The organism is Mesorhizobium sp. M7A.F.Ca.US.005.03.1.1 (genome assembly GCF_003997975.1).
Lineage (GTDB): Bacteria > Pseudomonadota > Alphaproteobacteria > Rhizobiales > Rhizobiaceae > Mesorhizobium > Mesorhizobium ciceri.
The window spans coordinates 24,973-46,094 of the sequence record NZ_RZRO01000029.1; the positions used below are offsets into that span (position 1 = coordinate 24,973).

A 21,122-nucleotide genomic window follows, 5' to 3' on the forward strand; every position below is an offset into this window, starting at 1 on the left:
GCAACGAACTCGGGTTGGCGGGTTCCTTCGAGCTCGTCGGCGCGTTGGCTGACGGAGCATCAAACGAAAAACCCGCCTGTGCGGCGGGCCATCGGCGCAAATCAGCACCATGGACAAATATGTACCATAGCTGAGTGCAGGGAGTCAAGAAAAAATTCCTATCGCGAAAAGCCGCGGGTTCGGAACCTGATCTCTCGAGTTCCGCGATTTTCGATACGCAGGGATTGAGCTATCATCTGATTCTGGCGTGGCTCACGCCTCCTCCCTCCGCCGGGAAAGCATCATCCATGCAGGGCTCTCTCATCACCGAACCAACTGTTCGAGCGCTTGGCATAAGGAGGGGTTGCGAAAACGGCTCGCACCAGGAGGTTTGTCATGAAGCTGTCCGCGCCCATCTATCATCTGAAGCGTCAAGCCAGGCTGTTGTCCCGCGAGGCCAAAATTCCGCTCCACGAAGCGCTTGACCGTGTTGCAGTACGGGAAGGCTTCGCCAGTTGGAGCCTGCTTGCGGCCAAGGCAGCCGGGGCGGCGCCTGCCGGCACACTGTTTGCGCAACTTGCGCCCGGCGATCTGGTCCTGGTGGGTGCACGACCCGGCCACGGCAAGACGCTGATGAGTCTCGAACTGGCAATCGAAGCCATGAAGTCCGGCAGTCGGGGCGTGTTCTTCACGCTGGAGTATACGCAGCGGGATGTGCTCGACCGGTTTCGAGCCATCGGGGCAGACCCGGTGCAGTTCAACGACCGGTTCGTGTTCGACAATTCCGACGCCATCAGCGCCGACTATATCGTCAAGGCATTGGGCTCGGCGCCGCGCGGCACGCTGGTGGTGATCGACTACCTGCAACTGCTCGACCAAAAGCGGCAAAATCCGGAGCTGATGGCGCAGGTTCGCACGCTGAAAGCGTTTGCCGGCGACAGGGGATTGATCCTCGTCTTCATCTCGCAGATCGACCGGTCCTACGACCCGGCGCAGAAGCCGGTTCCCGATATCGGCGATGTGCGGTTGCCGAACCCTCTGGATCTGTCGCTGTTCAACAAGACCTGCTTCCTGAACAAGGGCGAGATCCGGTTCCACGCGGCAGGCTGACGATCGGGTCAGCCAAGCCTTCATTGGGCGGCTGCTACCAGGTTCAGCTCAACCGATGCCGGATTGTGCTGCGCGCGCAACGTTTCGGCCGCCTGGCGAACCACTTCGGATATAAGCATCAGCTGTTTGGCGATCGGGCTTGTCTTGCGCCAGATCATGCCGATCGTCCGCGACGGTTGGGGGTTGGCAAAGTGGGCGACAGACACCGCCGCCGAGCGCGTCTCCACCGGCACGGCCATTTCGGGAATCAAGGTGACGCCGACGCCGGCGCCGACCATCTGCACCAGGGTCGACAGCGAGCTGCCGTCCAGCAACTCCCTTGGCCGCGCCGAATGCATGTTGCAGAACGACAGCGCCTGGTCGCGAAAACAATGGCCTTCCTCCAGCAGAAGCAGCCGCATCTCGCGCAGCATTTCGCGGTTGGGGACCGGCTTTCCCTCGTCCTCGCCGGGCCGGACCAGCACGAAGTTCTCGGCAAACAGCACGATTTCCGTCAGCGAGGGTTCCGACACCGGCAAGGCGACGATGGCCGCGTCGAGCCGGCCGTCGGCCAGTTCCTGGATCAGCTTTTGCGTTTGCGTTTCGCGCACGTGGATATCGAGCCCGTCATGCATGCGGGCGAGGTTGCCGATGATGGCAGGCAAAAGGTAGGGTGCGATCGTCGGGATCACGCCGATGCGCAACCGTCCCACCAGCCGGTCGCGCGAGGCGCGGGCCAGATCCGTCAACTCATCCACCGAGCGTAGGATGTCGCGGACGCGCAAGGCGAATTCCTCGCCGAAATTGGTCAGCCGGACCTGGCGTGGGCCTCTTTGGAAAAGCTCCGTGCCCAGCGTTTCCTCCAACTCCCGGATCTGCACCGAGATGGCGGGCTGCGAGATCGAGCAGGCATCGGCGGCGCGGCCGAAATGATTGTGCCGGGCCAGCGCCTCGAAATAACGCAGCTGCTTCAGCGTCAGGTTTGTCATAATGTCATCTTATCGCTGCAATCAGGAAATCCAACTTAAATTAATCAAGCGGCTTTGCTATAGGAGTCGTAACGAAGATGAGGAGCAGCCGGGACCGCCTGGTGAGGCGCATGCCCGCAGCAACAGGACATCCAACATATTCGGTCGCGTATCGGGCTCAGGTCATCGCGCCAGCCATGAAACGGACCGCCTACAGGGACATTTTTGTGTCCCTGTTCACGCAGCAGTTGAACAGCTCAACACAGCCACGATCGGAGAGAAGAACATGGACGCACAGACCGATGATCCCAGTGCCGGCAAATGCCCCGTTGCGCACGGATCCTCCAGCAGGACGAACCGTGACTGGTGGCCGAACCAACTGGACCTTGGCGTTCTGCATCAGCAGTCGAACCTTTCGGACCCGATGGGCGAAGAGTTCGACTATGCCGAGGAATTCAAGTCGCTCGATCTCGATGCGGTGATCAAGGACCTGCACCAGGTGATGACGGATTCGCAGGATTGGTGGCCGGCCGACTTCGGCCATTACGGGCCGCTGTTCATCCGCATGGCCTGGCACAGTGCCGGCACCTACCGCATCGGCGACGGCCGTGGCGGCGCCGGGGCCGGCCAGCAGCGTTTTGCTCCGCTCAACAGCTGGCCGGACAATGCCAATCTCGACAAGGCGCGCCGGCTGCTGTGGCCGGTCAAGCAGAAATATGGGCGCAAGATCTCCTGGGCCGACCTGCTGATCCTCACCGGCAACGTCGCGCTGGAATCGATGGGCTTCAAGACCTTCGGTTTTGCTGGCGGCCGCGCCGACGTCTGGGAACCCGAGCAGGACGTCGATTGGGGTTCGGAAACCAAGTGGCTCGACGACAAGCGCTACTCCGGCGACCGCGAACTCCAGGGCCATCTCGGCGCCGTCCAGATGGGTCTGATCTATGTCAATCCGGAAGGGCCGAACGGCAAGCCGGATCCGCTGGCCTCGGCACGCGATATTCGCGAGACGTTCGGCCGCATGGCCATGAACGACGAGGAGACCGTGGCGCTGATCGCCGGCGGCCACACCTTCGGCAAAACCCACGGCGCCGGCGATGCTTCGCTTGTGGGTGCGGAGCCGGAAGGCGCCGGCATCGAAGCGCAGGGCCTCGGCTGGTCGAGCAAGCATGCCACGGGCATCGCCGGCGATGCCATCACCTCGGGCCTCGAGGTGACCTGGACCACGACGCCGACCAAGTGGAGCAACAACTTCTTCGACAATCTGTTCAACTTCGAATGGGAGCTGACCACGAGCCCGGCGGGCGCGCATCAGTGGACGCCGAAGGGCGGCGCCGGCGCCGGAACCGTGCCGGATGCCCACGATCCGTCCAAGCGCCGCGCGCCTGCCATGCTGACGACCGATCTCGCGCTGCGGGTCGATCCGGCCTACGAGAAGATCTCGCGGCGCTTCCATGAGCATCCGGACCAGTTCGCCGACGCTTTTGCCCGCGCCTGGTTCAAGCTGACCCATCGCGACATGGGGCCGGTCGTTCGCTATCTCGGCCCGCTCGTGCCGAAGGAAGAGCTGATCTGGCAGGATCCGATCCCCGCGGTCGACCACGAACTGGTCGGCGAGCAGGACATTGCGTCGCTGAAGGCGAAGATCCTGGCATCGGGCCTGTCGGTTTCCGAATTGGTCTCGACGGCGTGGGCCTCGGCCTCGACGTTCCGCAATTCCGACAAGCGCGGTGGTGCCAATGGTGCACGCATCCGGCTGGCGCCGCAGAAGGATTGGGAGGTCAACCAGCCGGCGGAACTGTCGAAGGTGCTGGCCAGGCTGGAAGCCATCCAGAAGGAGTTCAACGCGGCACAGACCGGCGGGAAAAAGATCTCGCTGGCCGACCTCATCGTTCTCGGCGGTGTCGCCGCTGTCGAGAAGGCGGCGAAGGATGGCGGCCACGAGGCCAAGGTGCCGTTCACGCCGGGTCGCATGGATGCTTCACAGGAACAGACGGATGTCCATTCCTTTGCCGCGCTCGAGCCGAAAGTCGATGGCTTCCGCAACTATGTCAGGGGCAAGCAGCCGATGTCGGTCGAAGCCATGCTGGTCGACCGGGCGCAATTGCTGTCGCTGACCGCACCCGAAATGACGGTGCTGGTCGGCGGTCTTCGTGTGCTCGGCGCCAACACGGCCAACTCGAAGCACGGCGTGTTCACCGACCGGCCGGGTACGTTGACCAACGACTTCTTCGTCAACCTGCTCAGCATGAACACGGTCTGGGATCCGGCCGCCGGCTCCGACGAAGTCTACGAGGCGCGTGACCGCAAGACCAAGGCGGTCAAGTGGACCGGCACCCGTGCCGACCTGATCTTCGGCTCGCACGCCCAATTGCGCGCGCTTGCCGAGGTCTACGGGTCGGCGGACGCCAAGGCGAAATTCACCAGGGATTTCGTTGCGGCATGGACCAAGGTGATGAACGCCGACCGCTTCGACATCGCCTGAGATCGCTAAAGGCGCTCCGGCGCGGCCGCGCCGGATCGCCGGTCCTCCCAAGGACACAACGCCAGGGCCGCGTTTCCAGTGATGGGAGCGCGGCCTTTGTCGTATGGGGCCGCGCTTTGGTGGACCGTGCCTCCCTGGTCAAGCATGCTATTTTGTGGGCATCGCGTCTGCACCGGTGCACCATGATCGAAATCGTCAAACCCGCGTTCGAACATCTGCCGTCCTACAAGGCGGCACTCGAACGCGGCTGGTCGCCGGACAATGTGCGATTGCTGGAAGCGACGCGCGAGCAGCTTGCGGCAATCGAAAGGGATCCCGTGGCTTTTCTCGCCGACCTCGATGATCCCCAGGCCAGGGGCGGTCCGATCACCTTGCCCGACGGCAAAAAGGTGCCGCGCCTGCCGGGCTTCCGCCGCTGGATCTGGGACGGCGAGGCGTCGGGCTCGATCGGCTTTCGCTGGCAGAAGGGCACGTCGGACCTGCCGCCGCATGTGCTCGGCCATATCGGCTATGCGGTGGTGCCGTGGAAGCGGCGGCGCGGTTACGCTACACAGGCGCTGCGCCTGATGCTGGAGGAGGCGAGGGCGGTCGGCCTGGCTCACGTCGAGATCACCGCCAAACCGGGCAATCCGGCCTCGCACAAGGTGATCCTGGCCAATGGCGGCAAGCTCGTCGAACGCTTTTTCGAGGACGCCGCCTATGGCGGAGCGGAAAGCTTGCGGTTCCGGATCGAGCTGTAGGATGTATCTCAACCATGCTCATCGGCGCACAGCGCATGATCCGACAGCGCGCGGATGACGTAGCAATCGCCGACCGTCTGGCCATTGCAGCACGTGGCGATGCGTTCGAGCTCGGCCTCGAGCCGCTTCAACTGGGCAATCTTTTCCCGCACCGAGATCAGTTGCTCCTCGGCGATCTTGTCGGCGTGGCCGCAGGGTTGCTCGGGGTGGCCGCTCAAATCGATCAGAGAGCGGATGTCCTCGACGGCGAAACCGAGATCGCGGGCGTGGCGGATGAAGGCCAACCGCTCCAGCTCCTGCCTGGAATAGCGGCGCTGGTTGCCTTCCGAGCGCTCGGGTGCGGCAACAAGGCCCATCTGCTCGTAGTAGCGGATGGTCGGCACCTTGACCCCGGTGCGGCGCGAGAGATCACCGATCGAAAACATGAATTGCCTCTTGAAGCTCTAGTGACTAGAGCAATTACAGTGCCTGACATCAGCGTTCAAGACCCATGCGGCGACGCCGCGCGGGCAAGACAGACAGGTGATGTGATGACGGCGCCCCTCGACCAGGTAAAAATCAGGCAGACGCGGTTCAAGATCGGCGGCATGGATTGCGCCTCTTGCGCAACCAAGATCGATACGGCGGGGCGTCGCCTAGACGGCGTCGCCGATGTCTCGGTTTCGGTGACCGGTGCCAGCATGACGGTCAGCCATGGCGGCGCGTTGCCGGAAGACAGGGTGCTGCAGCAGGTTGCTCGGCTCGGCTACGGCATCGTCAGGGCCGAGGCACATGTATCGCCGATGTCAAACAAGGCGCACGCCGATCACGTCCACAATGACCATGAAGGCCACGATCATGCGAGCCACGATCCCGATCCCGATCATGGCCATTCCGAGACGGGGCAGGCGTGGTGGCGTTCCCGCCGGGCGGTGCTGACGCTCGCCTGCGCGGCAGCGCTTCTCGCCGCATACGGCATCGGCCATCTGTTCCCGGTGGCGGAACGCGGGGTGTTCCTGGCCGCGCTGTTGGTCGGCCTGGTGCCGATCGCACGGCGCGCGCTGATGGCCGCATTGGCCGGCACGCCGTTTTCGATCGAGATGCTGATGACCATCGCGGCGATAGGCGCCGTGATGATCGGTGCCACTGAAGAGGCCGCCGCCGTGGTGGTGCTCTTCCTGATCGGCGAGCTTCTGGAGGGTGTCGCCGCCGGCCGGGCGCGGGCGAGCATCCAGGGACTTGCCGATCTGGTGCCGAAGACGGCCTTGGTCGAGCGCGCAGGCGGCACATCGGAGTGTCCCGCCGAAGACCTTGCGGTCGGCGATATCATCCTGGTGCGGCCGGGCGACCGCATCCCGGCCGATGGCGAGATCATCGAGGGCGCGAGCGAAATCGACGAGGCGCCGGTGACCGGCGAGAGCACGCCGAAGCGCAAGGGCGTTGCGGACGCCGTCTTTGCCGGCACGATCAGCATCGATGGCGTGCTCAAGGTGCGGGTGACGGCGGCCGCTTCCGACAACACCATCGCCCGAATCGTGCGGCTGGTGGAGGAGGCGCAGGAGGCCAAGGCGCCGACAGAGCGCTTCATCGATCGCTTCTCGCGCACCTACACGCCGGCGGTGCTGGCGGTCGGTGCGCTGGTGGCATTGTTGCCGCCGCTGCTTGCCGGCGGCGACTGGAACGAATGGATCTACAAGGGCCTGGCGATCCTGCTGATCGGCTGCCCCTGCGCGCTGGTCATCTCGACCCCGGCGGCGATCGCCGCGGGCCTTGCGACCGGTGCGCGGCGTGGCCTGTTGATGAAAGGCGGTGCGGTGCTGGAAGGCTTTCGCCGGATCACGGCGGTCGCCTTCGACAAGACCGGCACGCTGACCGCAGGCAAGCCTGCCGTCACCGACATCGTGGCGTATGGAAGGGATGAACGCACCGTGCTGGCGCTGGCGGCAGCACTGGAGCAGGGCTCCAGCCATCCGTTGGCGATGGCGATCCTGGACCGGGCCAAGGCCGACAAGGCGCCGGTGCCGCCGGCTCTCGCGGCGAAGGCAATCTCGGGCAAGGGTGTCGAGGGCAGCGTTGGCGGCGTCGCCGTCTTCCTCGGCTCCGGCCAGGCGGCGGGCGAACGCGCCGACATGACGCAAGCGCAGCGCCTCGCCGTCGACAGCCTCAACGGCCAGGGCAAGACGGTGTCAGTGCTGGTCGCCGATGGCGTGGTGGCCGGGCTGATTGCCATGCGCGACGAGCCGCGGCCGGATGCTGCGGCCGGGATCGCGGCGCTGAAGGCCGAGAGCATCCGCGCGGTGATGCTGACCGGCGACAACCGCCGCACGGCGCAAGCCATCGCCGCTTCGCTCGGCATCGAGGCGCGGGCGGACCTGTTGCCCCAGGACAAGCAGCGCATCGTCGGCGAATTGCAGCGCGAGGGTTTCAAGGTCGCCAAGGTCGGCGACGGCATCAACGACGCGCCGGCGCTCGCGGCCGCCGATATCGGCATTGCCATGGGCGGCGGCACCGACGTGGCGCTGGAGACCGCGGACGCGGCGATCCTGCACGGCCGCGTCATGGACGTCGCGCGTATGGTGAAACTGTCGCGGGCGGTGATGGCCAATATCGGCCAGAACATCACCGTGGCGCTGGGGCTGAAGGCGGTGTTCCTGGTCACCACCATTTTGGGCATCACCGGCCTGTGGCCGGCGATCCTGGCCGATACCGGCGCGACCGTGCTGGTCACCGCCAACGCCATGCGCCTGCTGCGCTGGCGCGGGTGAAGTGTTTTTGGTTGATCGCGATCTTTTCGGAAAACCGGCGTCCACTTTTCCGGATCGTGATCTACTCGGCTGGGGCTGTCAGCGGCGGCGTGGCGTTGCTGCGCCCTTCCCAGACATAAGAGGCGAGCGCCACTGCCACGGCAACCAGCATGGCGATGGCGCCCAGCAGCGGCAGGCTGCGGTAGCCATAGCCGCTGTTCAGCATCGCGGCGCCCAACGAAGCGGCCAGCGCGATGCCGACATTGAAGCCGGAGGGAATGAGCGACGAGGCAAGGTTCGAGGCGTCCGCGGTCCAGGCCAGGATGCGGGTCTGGATCGGCGTGCCGATGGCGAAGTTGAGACCGCCCCAGATGACGATCGCCACAACCATCGGCAGGGGATAGGGGCTGACGGCATAGATGACGCCAAGCGTCACCGCCTGCAGGGCCAGCATGGTGATCAATGACGGCATCAGCTTCCAGTCGGAGAGCTTGCCGCCGAGGAAGACGCCAAGGGTTGCGCCGACGCCGTTGAGCAGCAGCACCCACGGCACCAGGTTCTCGTCGAGACCGGTGACTTCCAGCAGTGTCGGGGTGATGTAGGTGAACAGGCCGAACTGGCCGATCATCAGCATCAGCATCAGGATCAGCGATGTCCAGACCTGCTGGCGGGCCAGCACGCGGACCTCGCGGGCGAAGCCGGCGGGCTTGGCCGATGAGCCGGTGGTGCGCGGCAAAAGGGTTGCCATGGCAAGCGTTGCCGCGACACCCAGCGCGCACATCACCCAGAAAGTCGCACGCCAGCCCCAGATGTTGCCGATTGCGGTGCCGGCCGGCACGCCGATGACGTTGGAGACGGTGAGGCCGGACAGGATGACGGCGACAGCCATGCCGCGCTGGTCCTCGCGCACGAGACCGACGGCGACGACCATGGCGACGCCGAAATAGGCGCCATGCGCGACCGCCACGGCAATGCGCAACAGAAGCATCGAGGTGAAATCGGGCGCCAGCGCGCAAGCCGCCTGGCCAATGGTGAAGGCGATGGCGAGGCCGAGCAGCAAGGTCTTGCGCGACAATGACTTGGTGGCGAGCGCCAGCAGCGGGCCGCCGATGGCGATGCCGCCGGCATAGCCGGAGACGAGATAGCCGGCGGAGGGAACCGAGACGCCCAGGCCTTGCGCCACCTGCGGCAGCACGCCGGCAATGACGAATTCGGTGGTGCCGAAGGCAAAGGCGGCGATGAACAGGGCGATGAGCGGAAGCGACATGGAGAAGCCTTAGCTGGAAGCGCCTCAAACCACGGATGGGCTTTGCGGGCAATCCAGAAATTTTTGTCGCGAGTTTAGGTTTTCTTGAATTGGATGCGAGCAGCCGCTTCCCTTCTCCCCAGGGGAGAAGGGAAAGTGGCGCTTCTCAGCTCGCCTTCAACCGCGACCCCGTCAGCAGGCCGCGCTCTTCAAGCACCGGATAGGCCATCGAGGCCAGCAGCGAATTGATCTGTTTCAGGTCGCGGATGGTGTCGAGATGGATCGAGCTGGTTTCGACGCTCTTGGCGGTGCCGTCGCGCAGCCGCACGAAATGGCTGGCGCTGGTTTCCTTTTCGCGGTCGCGCAGCCGGTCCTTTTCCAGCACCAGCTGACGGGCGGTCTCGGGATCGCGCGACACCAGAACGTTGAAGGCAAGCCGCGCATTGGCCAGAACCGAGCCATGGAAGGCGCACAACTCGGCCCAGCCCTCGTCGGTGAATTCCAGTCCGCGCTCGAACTTCTTCTTCACATGCACCAGCATGTTGCGCACGATGATGTCGCCGACCTGCTCGAGCTTGACGCAGGCGCCGATCAGTTCCTGGCAGCGCAGCGCCTCGTCCTCGGTCAGCGGGTTCCTGGTCAGTTTGGCGAGGTAGAGCTTGATCGCGGCGTGCTTGCGGTCGACGCGGTCGTCGAGTGCGGCCAGCGCCTTGATCTTGTCGGCGTCGGCACTTTCATAGAGTTCGATGATACGCTTGAGCATGATCTCGATCGTCTCGCAGACCCGCACCACCTCGCGGGTGGCATTGGCCAGCGCCTGGCTCGGCACGTCGAGCGCGCTTTCGTTGAGCGCGGACAGCTCGACGACGTCAAGCGAGGCGGCCGGCACGGGCTTGGTGCCAAGTGCGACGATCTTCTCCGAAGCGCGGTAGACGAAGCCTGCCAGCGGCAGGCCGGCGAGCAGGATCAGCACATTGAACAGGATGTGGGCATTGACGATCTGGTCCGCCGCCGTCGAACCGAGAAAGGCGAAGTGCGGCCTGAAGATCATGACCAGGATCAGCATGACCAGCGAGCCAAGCCCGCGCATCAGGAGATTGCCGATCGGCACGACGCGCACTTCGGGGCTCGACGAGCGGGTCAGCATCGGCGCGATGATCGAGGAGCCGAGGTTGACGCCAAGGATGAGAACGACGCCAAGTTCGGGCGTGATCAGGCCACGGCCTGCCAGCGTCGCCATCAACAGCACCGCCGCGATGCTCGACTGGAACAGCCAGGTGATCAGTGCCGCCAGCAGATAGGCGGTGATGGAATCGGTCGAGAAGTAGTTGATGATGACCGGCATGAGCTGGCTGTTGCGCAGGGGCTCCGATGCCTGGCCGATCATCTCCAGCGACAGGATCAGAAGGCCGATGCCGACCAGGATGCGGCCGGACTGGCGCCAGTCGCGCCGCTCGGTGGCCATGAACATGACCGTGCCGGTGATCAGGCACAGCGGCACCAGCAAGGTGAGGTCGAAGGTCAGCAGCTTGACCACCAGCGCCGAGCCGATCTCGGCGCCGCGCACCGCCAATTGGCCCGCGGCGCCAGAGACGATGCCAGAGCCGGCGAAGGAGCCGACCAGCAGCGTGACGGCGGTGGAGCTCTGCAGGGCGATGGCAAGGCCGGTGCCGGCCAGCACCGCCATGATCGGATTGCGCATGGTGGCGCGGAGGCGATGGCGCAGCACGTCGCCATAGGCGCGTTCAACGCCGGTCTTCACCATGCGGGTGGCAAACAGCATCAGCGCCACGGCGCCGGCCAGATGCAGAAGGACGACGGACCCGCTCATTTCGTCCCCCGCATGCAAACAGGGCGCCCGCCCTGTTTTGCGTGGCGATCAGAAGGAAAAACGAGGGAACGAATCATGTTCATGGCGGTGACTTATAATAGCTCGAATATTTTAGCCGGATAATAAAATCTTGTCGATTTCAAGGGCCGTTGCCGCGCGACAGGCGGTGTCGGAAAATGGACGGACGCGCAAATGGTTGCATTGCTGGGCGGGCGCGAAGCGGCGGATAGGCCGAGTTTGCGGTGCGACTGGCTCCTGCCTTTGCGATCATGTTCAGCTTCCTTGGGTAAATCAAGGAATCCATTACATAATTGTAATGCGTGCGTTCAGTTTCGGTTCATCGATGGGCAGCTACTGCTTCGATATCGACAACCAAGGAGACTTCTCATGAAACGCATCGTCCTTTCCGCACTCGCTTTCTCGATGCTGGCCGCCACGTCGCTCACCGGCCAGGCCGCACCGCTGAATGCGCCGAACGCGCCGCAGTCGAACTACAGCCAGGTCGACTGGCAGAAGCCCGGCCACCACAGCGATGTGAGGAAGCGCGTTTACAAGAAGAAGGTCGTCGTCGTGAAGCGCAACAACTGGCGGCATGGCCAGAAATATTCCGGCTGGAAGCGCCATCAGCCGATCCGCGACTATGGCCGCTACGGCCTGCATCGCCCCGGCCGCGGCCAGGAATGGATCCGCGTCGGCAACGACTATGTGCTGGTCGGCATCCTCTCCGGCGTCATCTTCGGCGCGCTTGCCGCGCATTAATCGGCACCTTGCCGGACATTGAAAAGGGAGGCGGCCCGCTACGGCCGCCTTTCTTTTTGCCTGTGGAAACCGGGTATGGCCCGCATTAAGGGTCGTCGGATTTCGCGGGCGTGATTATATAATCGGGAAACGAGTTCCCCGATGCGCTTTCCACCCGCCTTCCTCGACGAGATACGCGACCGCGTGCCGATTTCATCGGTGATCGGCCAGCGCGTCGCGTGGGACCGCAAGAAGACCAACGCACCGCGCGGCGACTATTGGGCCTGCTGCCCGTTCCATGGCGAGAAGAGCCCTTCCTTCCACTGCGAGGACAAGAAGGGCCGCTACCATTGTTTCGGCTGTTCGGTCTCGGGCGATCATTTCAAGTTCCTCACCGAACTGGACGGGATGAGCTTTCCCGAAGCTGTGGAAAAGATCGCCGACATGGCCGGGGTGCCGATGCCGGTCCGCGATGCGCAGGAGGAGCGGCGCGAAAAGGAACGCGCCAGCCTGACCGACGTCATGGAGATGGCGACCGCCTTCTTCCAGGAACGGCTGCAGGGACCGGAAGGCGCCAAGGCGCGTGCCTATCTGCGCGACCGCGGCCTGACGCCGGCGACGCAGCAATCGTTCCGGCTTGGTTTTGCGCCCGACAGCCGCAATGCGCTGAAGGAGCATCTCGCCGCCAGGGGCGTGCCGAAAGCCGATATCGAGGCCTGCGGACTGGTGCGCCACGGCGACGACATCCCGGTTTCCTATGACTGGTTCCGCGACCGCATCATGTTTCCGATCCCGGATTCCAGGGGGAAGATCATCGCCTTTGGCGGCCGCGCGCTGCAGCCCGATGCGCTGGCCAAATACATGAACTCGCCCGACACCGAGCTCTTCCACAAGGGCAACGTGCTTTATAATTTCGCCCGCGCCCGCAAGGCCTTGGCCAAGGGCGGCACGGTCATCGCCGTCGAAGGCTATATGGATGTCATCGCGCTGGCACAGGCCGGCTTCGAGAATGTCGTGGCGCCGCTCGGCACCGCGCTTACCGAGAACCAGCTCGAGCTGCTGTGGCGCATGGCGCCGGAGCCGATGTTGTGCTTCGACGGCGACAAGGCCGGGTTGAAGGCCGCGTGGCGGGCCGCCGACATGGCGCTGCCGTCGGTGCAGGCCGGCCGCTCGGCGCGTTTCGCGCTGCTGCCGGAAGGCAAGGATCCCGACGATCTGGTCAAGGCCGAAGGACCGGATGCGTTTCGTAGCGTTCTGGCCGAGGCGCGGCCGCTGGTCGATCTTTTATGGATGCGTGAGACGGCGGGCGGCGTCTTCGACACGCCGGAGCGGCGGGCCGAGCTTGAGAAGACGCTGCGCGAACTGACCAGCCGCATCCGCGATGAAAGTCTCCGCTACCATTATCAACAGGAGATGCGCGAGCGCGTGTTGAGCTTCTTCGGCTCGCAGCGCGGCACCAGGCAAAGCGGCCGCCAGGATGGGCGCCCGGGCCAGGGCAAGGCAGCCGCTCCCGGCGGGCAGTTCGCCAAGAGCGGTGGCGGCCGCATTGCGATCACCGAAAGTCTCGGCCAGTCGGCTTTGGTCAAACGCGGCGGCGAGGGGATGTCGGTGCGCGAGGCGACGATCATCGTCGCATTGGTCAACCATCCGGCACTGATCGACGAGAATTTCGCCCATATCGAGTTTCTCGATCTCGCCAACTCCGATCTGAGGCGGCTGCATGCGGCAATCCTCGATGCAATGGCGCATGACATGGCCAATGACCGGCAGGCGGTGATTGCGACGATCGAACGCGCCGGCTGCGCCGAGATCTGGGAGCGGGCCGTCGGGTTGATCCGGCGGATGCGGCAATGGCCGGCGCTGGAGACCGCCGCCCTTGAAGATGCCCGCGATGCTTTCAGCCAGGCGCTGCACTTGCAGCGCAGCGCGCGCACCTTACATAAGGAACTGAAACAGGCGGAAGCGGCGCTCGCCACCGATCCCACAGACGAAAACTACCGGCACCTGATCGAAATTCAGGCGCAATTCCAGGATGTGCAAGCCACGGAAGCGCTGATCGAAGGGTTTGGCGTCTCCTCGGGCAGGGCAGGGCGAGCTTAGTTGGAAGCGAGTGAATTGAGAAAGCGTCGTTGCGCGTCGAAATGGCGCGTAACGGGCTAAGTCGGGTAATTGATTCGCTTTTTTCATGCGAATCATGCGAGAGGCGCTTGACCTTCTGGCAGATTGGCGGAATCAGGACGATTCGAAACGTTAACCCGAACCCGCGTCGACGGGAAATAAGCGATGTGAGGTACTGGTCACTGGACAGGCAGCCCGCCTGCCACAGATATCAGGGTTAATCTGGACTTAATGGATGTCGCCCAAAAAGGGGAAACCCGGTTTTGGGGCAACGACATACACCAAACGAAACGAGTTGATGCAGTTACTGGCCCGGTGAAGCGCGTTTCATAAGCGAGCGCATCCGATTTGACTGGTCCGACAGCTTACGCGGCTTTGAAGTTCGGCCGCTAGGAGAAGATAAAGACTATGGCGACAAAGGAAAAGGAAGAGGTCGAAACCGAACGCGAAGGCGCCACCGATGGCCCTCTGCTCGACCTTTCCGATGATGCTGTCAAGAAGATGATCAAGGCCGCCAAGAAGCGCGGCTATGTCACCATGGACGAGCTGAATTCGGTGCTGCCCTCAGAGGAAGTGACCTCCGAGCAGATCGAGGACACGATGGCGATGCTGTCCGACATGGGCATCAACGTGGTCGAGGACGACGAGCAGGGCGAGGAGCCCGAGGCCGCCGACACCGCGGCCGATGCCGAGGAAGACGCCAACGAGCTGGCTGAGCAGACCGGCACCGCGGTTGCCGCCACCACCACCAAGAAAGAACCGACCGATCGCACCGACGATCCGGTGCGCATGTATCTGCGCGAGATGGGCTCGGTGGAGCTTTTGTCGCGCGAGGGCGAAATTGCCATCGCCAAACGCATCGAGGCCGGTCGCGAGACGATGATCGCGGGTCTGTGCGAAAGCCCGCTGACCTTCCAGGCCATCATCATCTGGCGCGACGAACTCAACGAATCCAAGATCCTGCTGCGTGAGATCATCGATCTCGAAGCCACCTATGCCGGCCCCGAGGCCAAGCAGGCGCCGGTGGTCGAGCGCGTCGAGGAAGCCAAGGTCGAGGACAAGCCGCGCCGTTCGCGCGACGACGAAGACGACATCACCAATGTCGGCGCCGATACGCGTGGGCTGACGGATGACGACGACGAAGACGAGGACGAAGCAAGCCTGTCGCTGGCCGCGATGGAAGCGGAACTCCGCCCGCAGGTGATGGAGACGCTCGACGTTATCGCCGACACCTACAAAAAGCTGCGCAAGCTGCAGGATCAGCAGGTCGAGAACCGTCTGGCCGCGGCCGGCACGCTGTCGCCCAGCCAGGATCGCCGGCTGAAGGAGCTGAAGGACCAGCTGATCAAGGCGGTGAAGTCGCTGTCGCTCAACACGGCGCGCATCGAGGCGCTGGTCGAGCAGCTCTACGACATCAACAAGCGCCTGGTGCAGAACGAAGGCAAGCTGCTCAGGCTCGCCGAAAGCTACGGCGTGCGTCGCGAAGAGTTCCTGAAGGAATATCAGGGTTCCGAGCTCGACCCGAACTGGACGCGCTCGATCGGCAACCTGACCTCGCGCGGCTGGAAGGAATTCACCAAGAACGAGAAGGATGCGATCAAGGACCTGCGCGCCGAGATCCAGAACCTCGCCACCGAAACGGCGATCTCGATCCTGGAATTCCGCAAGATCGTCAACCAGGTGCAGAAGGGCGAGCGCGAAGCGGCGATCGCCAAGAAGGAAATGGTCGAGGCCAATCTGCGCCTCGTCATCTCAATCGCCAAGAAATACACCAATCGCGGCCTGCAGTTCCTCGACCTGATCCAGGAAGGCAATATCGGCCTGATGAAGGCGGTCGACAAATTCGAATACCGCCGTGGTTACAAGTTCTCGACCTACGCGACATGGTGGATCCGGCAGGCGATCACGCGTTCGATCGCCGATCAGGCGCGCACCATCCGCATTCCGGTGCACATGATCGAAACGATCAACAAGATCGTGCGCACCTCGCGCCAGATGCTGCACGAGATCGGCCGCGAGCCGACGCCGGAAGAACTGGCCGAAAAGCTTGCCATGCCGCTCGAAAAGGTACGCAAGGTCTTGAAGATCGCCAAGGAGCCGATCTCGCTCGAAACGCCGGTCGGCGACGAGGAGGATTCGCATCTGGGCGATTTCATCGAGGACAAGATGGCGATCCTGCCGATCGACGCGGCGATCCAGGCCAATCTGCGCGAGACCACCACGCGCGTGCTGGCCTCGCTGACGCCGCGCGAGGAGCGCGTGCTCAGAATGCGCTTCGGTATCGGCATGAACACCGACCACACGCTGGAAGAAGTCGGCCAGCAGTTCTCGGTTACCCGCGAGCGTATCCGCCAGATCGAAGCCAAGGCGCTGCGCAAGCTCAAGCACCCGAGCAGGTCGCGCAAGCTGCGCAGTTTCCTGGATAGCTGAGACTTACCGATGCAAAGAGTTCAAGGGCGCCGATGGCGCCCTTTTTTGTTTGTGGGGCGCACTCTTGCGGGCCGGGCCCTTCGGGAGGATAATTTCGCTGTCGGATGCATTTCTGGGCGATAACCCGGATGCCCGCCCCGGCGAAGCCGCCGTGCTCCGTGGCCCCGGAGGGAGGTGTGCCATGACAAGCTACATCGTGCTGATGAACTGGACGGAGCAGGGTGCCAGAAACGTGCGCGAGTCACCGAAGCGGCTCGACGCCGCCAGAAAGCAGCTGGGAGACATGGGCGGATCGTTCAAGGCGTTCTACCTGACCATGGGCGAATACGACATGGTGGCGATGGTCGAAGCGCCCGACGACGCGGTGCTGGCGCGCTTCTCGCTGATGCTGGCGGCAGCCGGCAATGTCAGGACGCGGACGCTGAAGGCCTTTCCCGAATTGGCCTACCGCGAGATCGTCACCTCGCTCGGATAGAGCCTGTAGCGGAAGGGCCGGACCGGCTGGCCCGATACATTCTCCTTCGCGCGAGCGACCGAGCGACGTCTTGACGGCGCCCGATCGTTCGTGGTCCTTCAAGTTTGCGCTACCAACCAAATGCCGGAACTATGCTGACCGTCTGGTACAATACGCGCTGCCCGGTCTGCGATGCCGGGATCAGCAGGCAGAAGCGGCGGCTGATCGAAGCGGTCAAGGCTGGGCGGATCGAGTTCCGAGACATCAATCTTGAACCGGCAGCGCTAGCCGGATTTGGCGCGTCGCTTGAGGATATCCGCCGCCGGCTGCACGCCACCGATGCCGAGGGCCGACTGCTGGTCGGCGCCGATGTCGCCATCGCGGTATGGAAGGTCACGCCGGGCGAGGGCTGGTTGGCGACGCTGTTCGGCAATCCGGTTGCCTTGCCGCTGACACGCTTTGCCTACGATCGCTTTGCCGATCTTCTCTATGCCTGGAACCGGCGCAAGGGGCGCTGGTAGCCGAATTTATCGGTGGCCGCCGTTCGCAACGAAGCGGCCGAGACTGGAAAATCGAGCCCGCTGGTGCTGCATTCAGATACATCGTAAGATATATCTTGACTCCATCGATTGACTTGCCTAATTAAGATATATCGTACGATACAACTCAAGGAGCAATCAATGCACAAACACAATCATTTCGGGCGCGGTCATTTCGGCGAGCGCATGTTCATGCACATGGCCGGCAAATTCGGTGGCAGAGGGGGCGGCGGCTTTGGCCCGTTCGGCCACGGCGGCCGTGGTGGCGGGCGCGGCGGTCCGGGCGACATGTTCCGCGCCGGACGCATGCTGGCCGACGGCGACCTCAAGCTGATCACGCTGTCGCTGCTGGCCGAAGCGCCGCGTCACGGCTACGACATCATCAAGGCCCTGGAAGAGCGCACCAGCGGCATCTACAGCCCGAGCCCGGGCGTGGTCTACCCGACGCTGACCTTCCTGGAAGAGGCCGGCTATGCCGCCTCCGCCGCCGACGGCAACAAGAAGGTGTTTTCGATCACCGAGGCGGGCCAGGCGCATCTCGCCGACAACCGCGAGATGATCGACGGCGTGCTCGACCATCTCGAGCGCTTCGGCCGCAAAATGGCCAAGGCGCGCGACTGGTTCGGCTGGAACGACGAGAGCGAAGAGGGCGGGCGTCGTGGCGGCCGCGGGGATCGTTCGGAAGCGCGCGACGAATTCCGCGCAGTCCGTCACCGGCTGCGCGCGGCTCTGGGCGACTTCGTCGACGCCCCGGCCGACAAGCAGGCCGAGGCCATCGCCATCCTCGAAGCCGCCGCCGAGGCGCTGGAAGCGCTGTCGCACAAGTAAGCTCGTCCAGCCGACCGGACGCAGCCCTTGCCCGCTGGCCCAAGGACCGATAGTGAAATTCATCCCGCGTCACTCTACATGGTGCGGGATGAATGCTGTTGGAGGAAGTCCGATGTCTTTTCTGAAGCGTCTTTTCGGCGGTGGCGGCGGCGGAACCCAGACGGCTGAGCCGACGAGTGCAGCGCCAGCCAAGCAGGTCGAGCACAAGGGCTTTCTGATCAGCGCCACGCCCTACAAGGCCGATGGCCAGTACCAGACCTGCGGCGTCGTCTCCAAGGAGATCGACGGCGTGGTGAAGGAACACAAATTCATCCGCGCCGACCGCTTTGCCGGGCTCGATGACGCCGTCGACATCTCGATCAAGAAGGGCATCCAACTGGTCGACGAGCAGGGCGATCGGGTTTTTGGATAGGCAGGACCGGTCGAGGCGAAATCTTCGGCATCTCGCAATGAGCCCAACCGATCAGCGTGAAGATGCTGTCAAGCGTGTTAGGAACGCCAAACAAGGCCGGGTCTCCGCAATGCCATCAAAGCCGGCTCACTCTATAGGCCGCCTTGCTATGGCAGTAAATGCATGAGTTCGTCCGGCATTGTGGTAACCGCCGGCACCGGAGTAGCCGCCGGCGTGGGATCGGCCGGATCGGCAACATTCGTTCCACCGATGACGTAGCCCGGTTCTTCCGAGTACGAGTAGACTTTCGTTATGATGCCTGATTTGAGCGCTTCAGCGTCCCAGACGTTATAAAGGCCCTGCGGCGTTGCCAGCCCCATCATGGCGAACACATCGGCGCTGTTGACGCCCATTTCGTCGAAATAGTCGGACAGCAACTGCTTCAGCGCCGGATCAGGCACCGTCGAAATCTCATCAAGGCTTCTTCTGCCGTTGTGCATTCGGGGTGTCTTCCGGCCGTTCGTTATCTGATGGACGGCGATCCGGGCATTGGCAGCTGCGGCGCGGACCTGGCCCCCAGCCAAGGCCCATGGGCAGGCCGAGAAACAGTACGCCCCACCAGAATGAACTTCCCCTTCCGACCAGCCGTTCCTGACCATCTTTTGCGGACAGCGTGGCACCAGCATCGGGCAGCCGTTCAACTGCGTCCTGCCTATCGCAGTTTCGAGGCCGGCGGCGCGGATCATGTGTCCCATTTCGAGCGCCGCATCCACGTTCCCGCCGCCAGACTGAAACACGACAGGAAGCCTTTCTCCCTTCAGTTTCCGCAGAAATTTCTCAAATTGCCTGGCGGTATCAGGTTTTATTATGCCCTCGGCAGATATCCATTGGACGCAGTTGACGTTGCAATCGCCGTTCCGAACCAGAATGAAGTTCATCGGCCATTCTTCGGGCGCTTTCTGCTTTGCGACGGCCGATGCAGTTGCAGTCAAGGCGACAAAGGCGATCAAGCAAAAGGTTACCAGCGGACCCAGGCGAGTTGTCACGTTGAAAAGCCCCACTTACCCACGAATAACTATTATCGCCTTAGGTCTGTCTGACACAACCTTCTTTAACTCTCCGCTCGACGACGCCGTCGACATCTCGATCAAGAAGGGCATCCAGTTGGTCGACGAGCAGGGCGATCGGATTTTTGGGTAAGGGCCGGACCATCGCCGAACCGAGCGCCGCCCGGGCCTTGCGCCACGATAGACCTATCGCTCAGGGGTTGACGTGCGACCACCAGCGGGTCAATTCGTCCTGGCGGGATCGATCGTCATCAGGCGTGCCCTTGCCTCGATCAGGTGCCTTTGCGCGGCTCTTATCCGGCTGCACAATGCCAGATTGAGGGCGACGCCACCTTCCTCATCCAGCAAGTCGTTCGCGCACTTCAAAGAGTGCTCAGCTCTCCTTATACGCAGTCTGGCTTTGGCCGCTTCCATGCTGTGAATTTCAATCATTGCGCCGCGTCCTTTGCGGTTCCGGTCCCTTCATGGACTAAACCGCTGGTAATCGCATTGGTTCCGGCCCAGGGAATATGCCCGCGGCTTCGGCTATTTCGTGGTGGTGTTGAATTCACGGTTTGCCGTGTAATCGATCACGAAGGTGCCCTCGGGAGCGCGAACGCCCTGCTTCACATTTGATATAGTCACCGTTGTGGTAAGTCCCTTCTCGTCGGTGAGGCTCCATCTGCGCAGATCGAGAGATTTACTGTCGAACACCATGGAGATGCTCGAATTGCCGAAGGTCGATCTGTCGGACAGCTTGACGGTAACTTGGGCGCCATCGTCCCTGATGCTTTTCACGCGATTGCCGGAGAAGTCGACCTTATTGTCGAGCAGCAGCTTAAGCGGCGTCTTCGAGAGAGCATAAAGCCGCGATGTCTTCAGCTTTCTGTTATAAACCACCAGGGATTTGCCATCTGCAATCACGCTGATCCCTGATTGGCCTGCATAGTTGAATCGGATCTTGCCGGGGCGTTGTAGAAAAAACCTGCCACGGGTCCTCTCCGCATTTGGACCCGACTGGACGAAGTCCCCGGACATGGACTTTACCGATGAGAGGTGATCGGCAATCGTCTTGGCATCAACAGGCGCGGCGGAGATCGCGGCGGTGGATGCCGCATACATCGCGGCAGCGCTGGCAACGGCGAACCAGCAACCCAGCAGTACTTTGATCCGATAGCCCATCGCTTATCCCACCTCCGGAGGAGGCGCGTGATCGAAAGAGATCACGCGCCTCCAGGTCAGTAACCCTCCGGGCATCGTGCAACGTAAACCCGGCCATACTGATCGCGATATCTGCACTGGCCGGCTTCGCTGGCGTGCCCGATGACGGCCCCGGCTATCGCGCCAACCGCACCGCCAACAACCGCCCCTTGCACAGGATCGCCGGCCACCGCGGCGCCTACCGCTGCGCCACCCAAGCCGCCGACGACAGCGCCTTGTTCGGTACGGGAGCACGCCGAGAGCGGAATGAGCAGGCTCAAAATGAGCAGCGTCTTTTTCATTGGTTCTCTCCTGGGCTA

The 21,122-nt window shown here is 63.1% G+C and carries 20 protein-coding genes; 12 read left to right on the forward strand and 8 right to left on the reverse strand.

Going from position 1 to position 21,122, the window contains the following annotated elements; translation table 11 throughout:
- Positions 1-375 precede the first annotated feature (375 nt).
- A complete protein-coding gene (locus EN990_RS14645; RefSeq protein WP_013530139.1) occupies positions 376-1,089 on the forward strand; it encodes a DNA helicase in 714 nt (237 codons plus the stop codon).
- A 20-nt stretch (positions 1,090-1,109) separates the two neighbouring features.
- Here the strand turns inward: EN990_RS14645 and EN990_RS14650 are convergent, their stop codons facing one another.
- Positions 1,110-2,057: a hydrogen peroxide-inducible genes activator gene (locus EN990_RS14650; RefSeq protein ID WP_013530140.1), complete on the reverse strand. Its 948-nt coding sequence runs from the start codon at positions 2,055-2,057 to the stop codon at positions 1,110-1,112.
- A gap of 265 nt (positions 2,058-2,322) precedes the next feature.
- Between EN990_RS14650 and katG the strand changes: the two genes are divergently transcribed.
- Positions 2,323-4,518 (forward strand): catalase/peroxidase HPI, encoded by a 2,196-nt coding sequence (gene katG / locus EN990_RS14655; RefSeq protein WP_063168780.1) that lies wholly within the window; start codon positions 2,323-2,325, stop codon positions 4,516-4,518.
- 182 nt (positions 4,519-4,700) lie between these two features.
- Positions 4,701-5,258, forward strand: a complete 558-nt coding sequence (locus tag EN990_RS14660; protein ID WP_013530142.1) for a GNAT family N-acetyltransferase — start codon at positions 4,701-4,703, stop codon at positions 5,256-5,258.
- Between the two features lie 8 nt (positions 5,259-5,266).
- On the opposite strand, the gene EN990_RS14665 is transcribed toward EN990_RS14660, so the two are convergent.
- Positions 5,267-5,683, reverse strand: coding sequence for a helix-turn-helix domain-containing protein (locus EN990_RS14665; protein ID WP_013530143.1), 417 nt, complete (start codon positions 5,681-5,683; stop codon positions 5,267-5,269).
- Positions 5,684-5,788: 105 nt separating this feature from the next.
- On the opposite strand from EN990_RS14665, the gene EN990_RS14670 reads away from it, so the two are divergent.
- Positions 5,789-8,002, forward strand: a complete 2,214-nt coding sequence (locus EN990_RS14670) for a heavy metal translocating P-type ATPase (RefSeq protein ID WP_127388317.1) — start codon at positions 5,789-5,791, stop codon at positions 8,000-8,002.
- A gap of 61 nt (positions 8,003-8,063) precedes the next feature.
- Here the strand turns inward: EN990_RS14670 and EN990_RS14675 are convergent, their stop codons facing one another.
- Both EN990_RS14675 and EN990_RS14680 read right to left on the reverse strand, forming a co-directional pair.
- A complete protein-coding gene (locus tag EN990_RS14675) occupies positions 8,064-9,248 on the reverse strand; it encodes an MFS transporter (protein ID WP_127368189.1) in 1,185 nt (394 codons plus the stop codon).
- A 145-nt stretch (positions 9,249-9,393) separates the two neighbouring features.
- Positions 9,394-11,058, reverse strand: a complete 1,665-nt coding sequence (locus EN990_RS14680) for a Na/Pi cotransporter family protein (protein ID WP_013530146.1) — start codon at positions 11,056-11,058, stop codon at positions 9,394-9,396.
- 387 nt (positions 11,059-11,445) lie between these two features.
- Here EN990_RS14680 and EN990_RS14685 point away from each other — a divergent pair, with 387 nt between their 5' ends.
- The 7 genes from EN990_RS14685 to EN990_RS14715 all read left to right on the forward strand — a co-directional run bounded on the left by EN990_RS14685 (position 11,446) and on the right by EN990_RS14715 (position 18,577).
- Positions 11,446-11,817 (forward strand): RcnB family protein, encoded by a 372-nt coding sequence (locus EN990_RS14685; RefSeq protein WP_013530147.1) that lies wholly within the window; start codon positions 11,446-11,448, stop codon positions 11,815-11,817.
- 141 nt (positions 11,818-11,958) lie between these two features.
- A complete protein-coding gene (gene dnaG / locus EN990_RS14690; protein WP_063168778.1) occupies positions 11,959-13,896 on the forward strand; it encodes a DNA primase in 1,938 nt (645 codons plus the stop codon).
- 426 nt (positions 13,897-14,322) lie between these two features.
- On the forward strand, positions 14,323-16,344 hold the full coding sequence (gene rpoD / locus EN990_RS14695; RefSeq protein WP_013530149.1) for an RNA polymerase sigma factor RpoD: 2,022 nt from the start codon (positions 14,323-14,325) through the stop codon (positions 16,342-16,344).
- A 181-nt stretch (positions 16,345-16,525) separates the two neighbouring features.
- On the forward strand, positions 16,526-16,819 hold the full coding sequence (locus EN990_RS14700; RefSeq protein ID WP_063168777.1) for a GYD domain-containing protein: 294 nt from the start codon (positions 16,526-16,528) through the stop codon (positions 16,817-16,819).
- Between the two features lie 131 nt (positions 16,820-16,950).
- Complete coding sequence (locus EN990_RS14705; protein ID WP_063168776.1) at positions 16,951-17,319, forward strand: DCC1-like thiol-disulfide oxidoreductase family protein; 369 nt, start codon at positions 16,951-16,953, stop codon at positions 17,317-17,319.
- A gap of 159 nt (positions 17,320-17,478) precedes the next feature.
- Positions 17,479-18,165 carry a PadR family transcriptional regulator gene (locus EN990_RS14710; protein WP_063168775.1) on the forward strand — a complete coding sequence of 229 codons (687 nt, stop codon included), beginning with the start codon at positions 17,479-17,481 and terminating at the stop codon, positions 18,163-18,165.
- Between the two features lie 112 nt (positions 18,166-18,277).
- On the forward strand, positions 18,278-18,577 hold the full coding sequence (locus EN990_RS14715) for an HlyU family transcriptional regulator (protein ID WP_024505488.1): 300 nt from the start codon (positions 18,278-18,280) through the stop codon (positions 18,575-18,577).
- A gap of 146 nt (positions 18,578-18,723) precedes the next feature.
- Here the strand turns inward: EN990_RS14715 and EN990_RS14720 are convergent, their stop codons facing one another.
- Entirely contained in the window at positions 18,724-19,494 is a 771-nt protein-coding gene (locus EN990_RS14720; RefSeq protein ID WP_127369554.1) for a hypothetical protein, read from the reverse strand.
- Here EN990_RS14720 and EN990_RS14725 point away from each other — a divergent pair.
- Positions 19,484-19,756 carry a hypothetical protein gene (locus EN990_RS14725; RefSeq protein ID WP_127369555.1) on the forward strand — a complete coding sequence of 91 codons (273 nt, stop codon included), beginning with the start codon at positions 19,484-19,486 and terminating at the stop codon, positions 19,754-19,756. The two genes, EN990_RS14720 and EN990_RS14725, sit on opposite strands and share 11 nt — an antisense overlap.
- Positions 19,757-19,845: 89 nt before the next feature.
- Here EN990_RS14725 and EN990_RS14730 read toward each other — a convergent pair whose 3' ends face one another.
- From EN990_RS14730 to EN990_RS14740, 3 genes are all read right to left on the reverse strand, one after another.
- The gene (locus EN990_RS14730) at positions 19,846-20,055 is read right to left on the reverse strand and encodes a hypothetical protein (RefSeq protein ID WP_013530154.1); all 210 of its coding nucleotides are present in this window, start codon (positions 20,053-20,055) and stop codon (positions 19,846-19,848) included.
- Between the two features lie 93 nt (positions 20,056-20,148).
- Positions 20,149-20,784: an outer membrane lipoprotein carrier protein LolA gene (locus EN990_RS14735; RefSeq protein WP_127369556.1), complete on the reverse strand. Its 636-nt coding sequence runs from the start codon at positions 20,782-20,784 to the stop codon at positions 20,149-20,151.
- A gap of 56 nt (positions 20,785-20,840) precedes the next feature.
- A complete protein-coding gene (locus EN990_RS14740) occupies positions 20,841-21,104 on the reverse strand; it encodes a glycine zipper domain-containing protein (RefSeq protein WP_127369557.1) in 264 nt (87 codons plus the stop codon).
- Positions 21,105-21,122: the final 18 nt, after the last annotated feature.

Coding starts and splice junctions, on each gene's coding strand:
- EN990_RS14645 (WP_013530139.1), top strand. CDS start 376: ATGAAGCTGTCCGCGCCCATCTATCATCTGAAGCGTCAAGCCAGGCTG.
- EN990_RS14650 (WP_013530140.1), bottom strand. CDS start 2,057: ATGACAAACCTGACGCTGAAGCAGCTGCGTTATTTCGAGGCGCTGGCC.
- katG (WP_063168780.1), top strand. CDS start 2,323: ATGGACGCACAGACCGATGATCCCAGTGCCGGCAAATGCCCCGTTGCG.
- EN990_RS14660 (WP_013530142.1), top strand. CDS start 4,701: ATGATCGAAATCGTCAAACCCGCGTTCGAACATCTGCCGTCCTACAAG.
- EN990_RS14665 (WP_013530143.1), bottom strand. CDS start 5,683: ATGTTTTCGATCGGTGATCTCTCGCGCCGCACCGGGGTCAAGGTGCCG.
- EN990_RS14670 (WP_127388317.1), top strand. CDS start 5,789: ATGACGGCGCCCCTCGACCAGGTAAAAATCAGGCAGACGCGGTTCAAG.
- EN990_RS14675 (WP_127368189.1), bottom strand. CDS start 9,248: ATGTCGCTTCCGCTCATCGCCCTGTTCATCGCCGCCTTTGCCTTCGGC.
- EN990_RS14680 (WP_013530146.1), bottom strand. CDS start 11,058: ATGAGCGGGTCCGTCGTCCTTCTGCATCTGGCCGGCGCCGTGGCGCTG.
- EN990_RS14685 (WP_013530147.1), top strand. CDS start 11,446: ATGAAACGCATCGTCCTTTCCGCACTCGCTTTCTCGATGCTGGCCGCC.
- dnaG (WP_063168778.1), top strand. CDS start 11,959: ATGCGCTTTCCACCCGCCTTCCTCGACGAGATACGCGACCGCGTGCCG.
- rpoD (WP_013530149.1), top strand. CDS start 14,323: ATGGCGACAAAGGAAAAGGAAGAGGTCGAAACCGAACGCGAAGGCGCC.
- EN990_RS14700 (WP_063168777.1), top strand. CDS start 16,526: ATGACAAGCTACATCGTGCTGATGAACTGGACGGAGCAGGGTGCCAGA.
- EN990_RS14705 (WP_063168776.1), top strand. CDS start 16,951: ATGCTGACCGTCTGGTACAATACGCGCTGCCCGGTCTGCGATGCCGGG.
- EN990_RS14710 (WP_063168775.1), top strand. CDS start 17,479: ATGCACAAACACAATCATTTCGGGCGCGGTCATTTCGGCGAGCGCATG.
- EN990_RS14715 (WP_024505488.1), top strand. CDS start 18,278: ATGTCTTTTCTGAAGCGTCTTTTCGGCGGTGGCGGCGGCGGAACCCAG.
- EN990_RS14725 (WP_127369555.1), top strand. CDS start 19,484: ATGAAGTTCATCGGCCATTCTTCGGGCGCTTTCTGCTTTGCGACGGCC.
- EN990_RS14720 (WP_127369554.1), bottom strand. CDS start 19,494: ATGAACTTCATTCTGGTTCGGAACGGCGATTGCAACGTCAACTGCGTC.
- EN990_RS14730 (WP_013530154.1), bottom strand. CDS start 20,055: ATGATTGAAATTCACAGCATGGAAGCGGCCAAAGCCAGACTGCGTATA.
- EN990_RS14735 (WP_127369556.1), bottom strand. CDS start 20,784: ATGGGCTATCGGATCAAAGTACTGCTGGGTTGCTGGTTCGCCGTTGCC.
- EN990_RS14740 (WP_127369557.1), bottom strand. CDS start 21,104: ATGAAAAAGACGCTGCTCATTTTGAGCCTGCTCATTCCGCTCTCGGCG.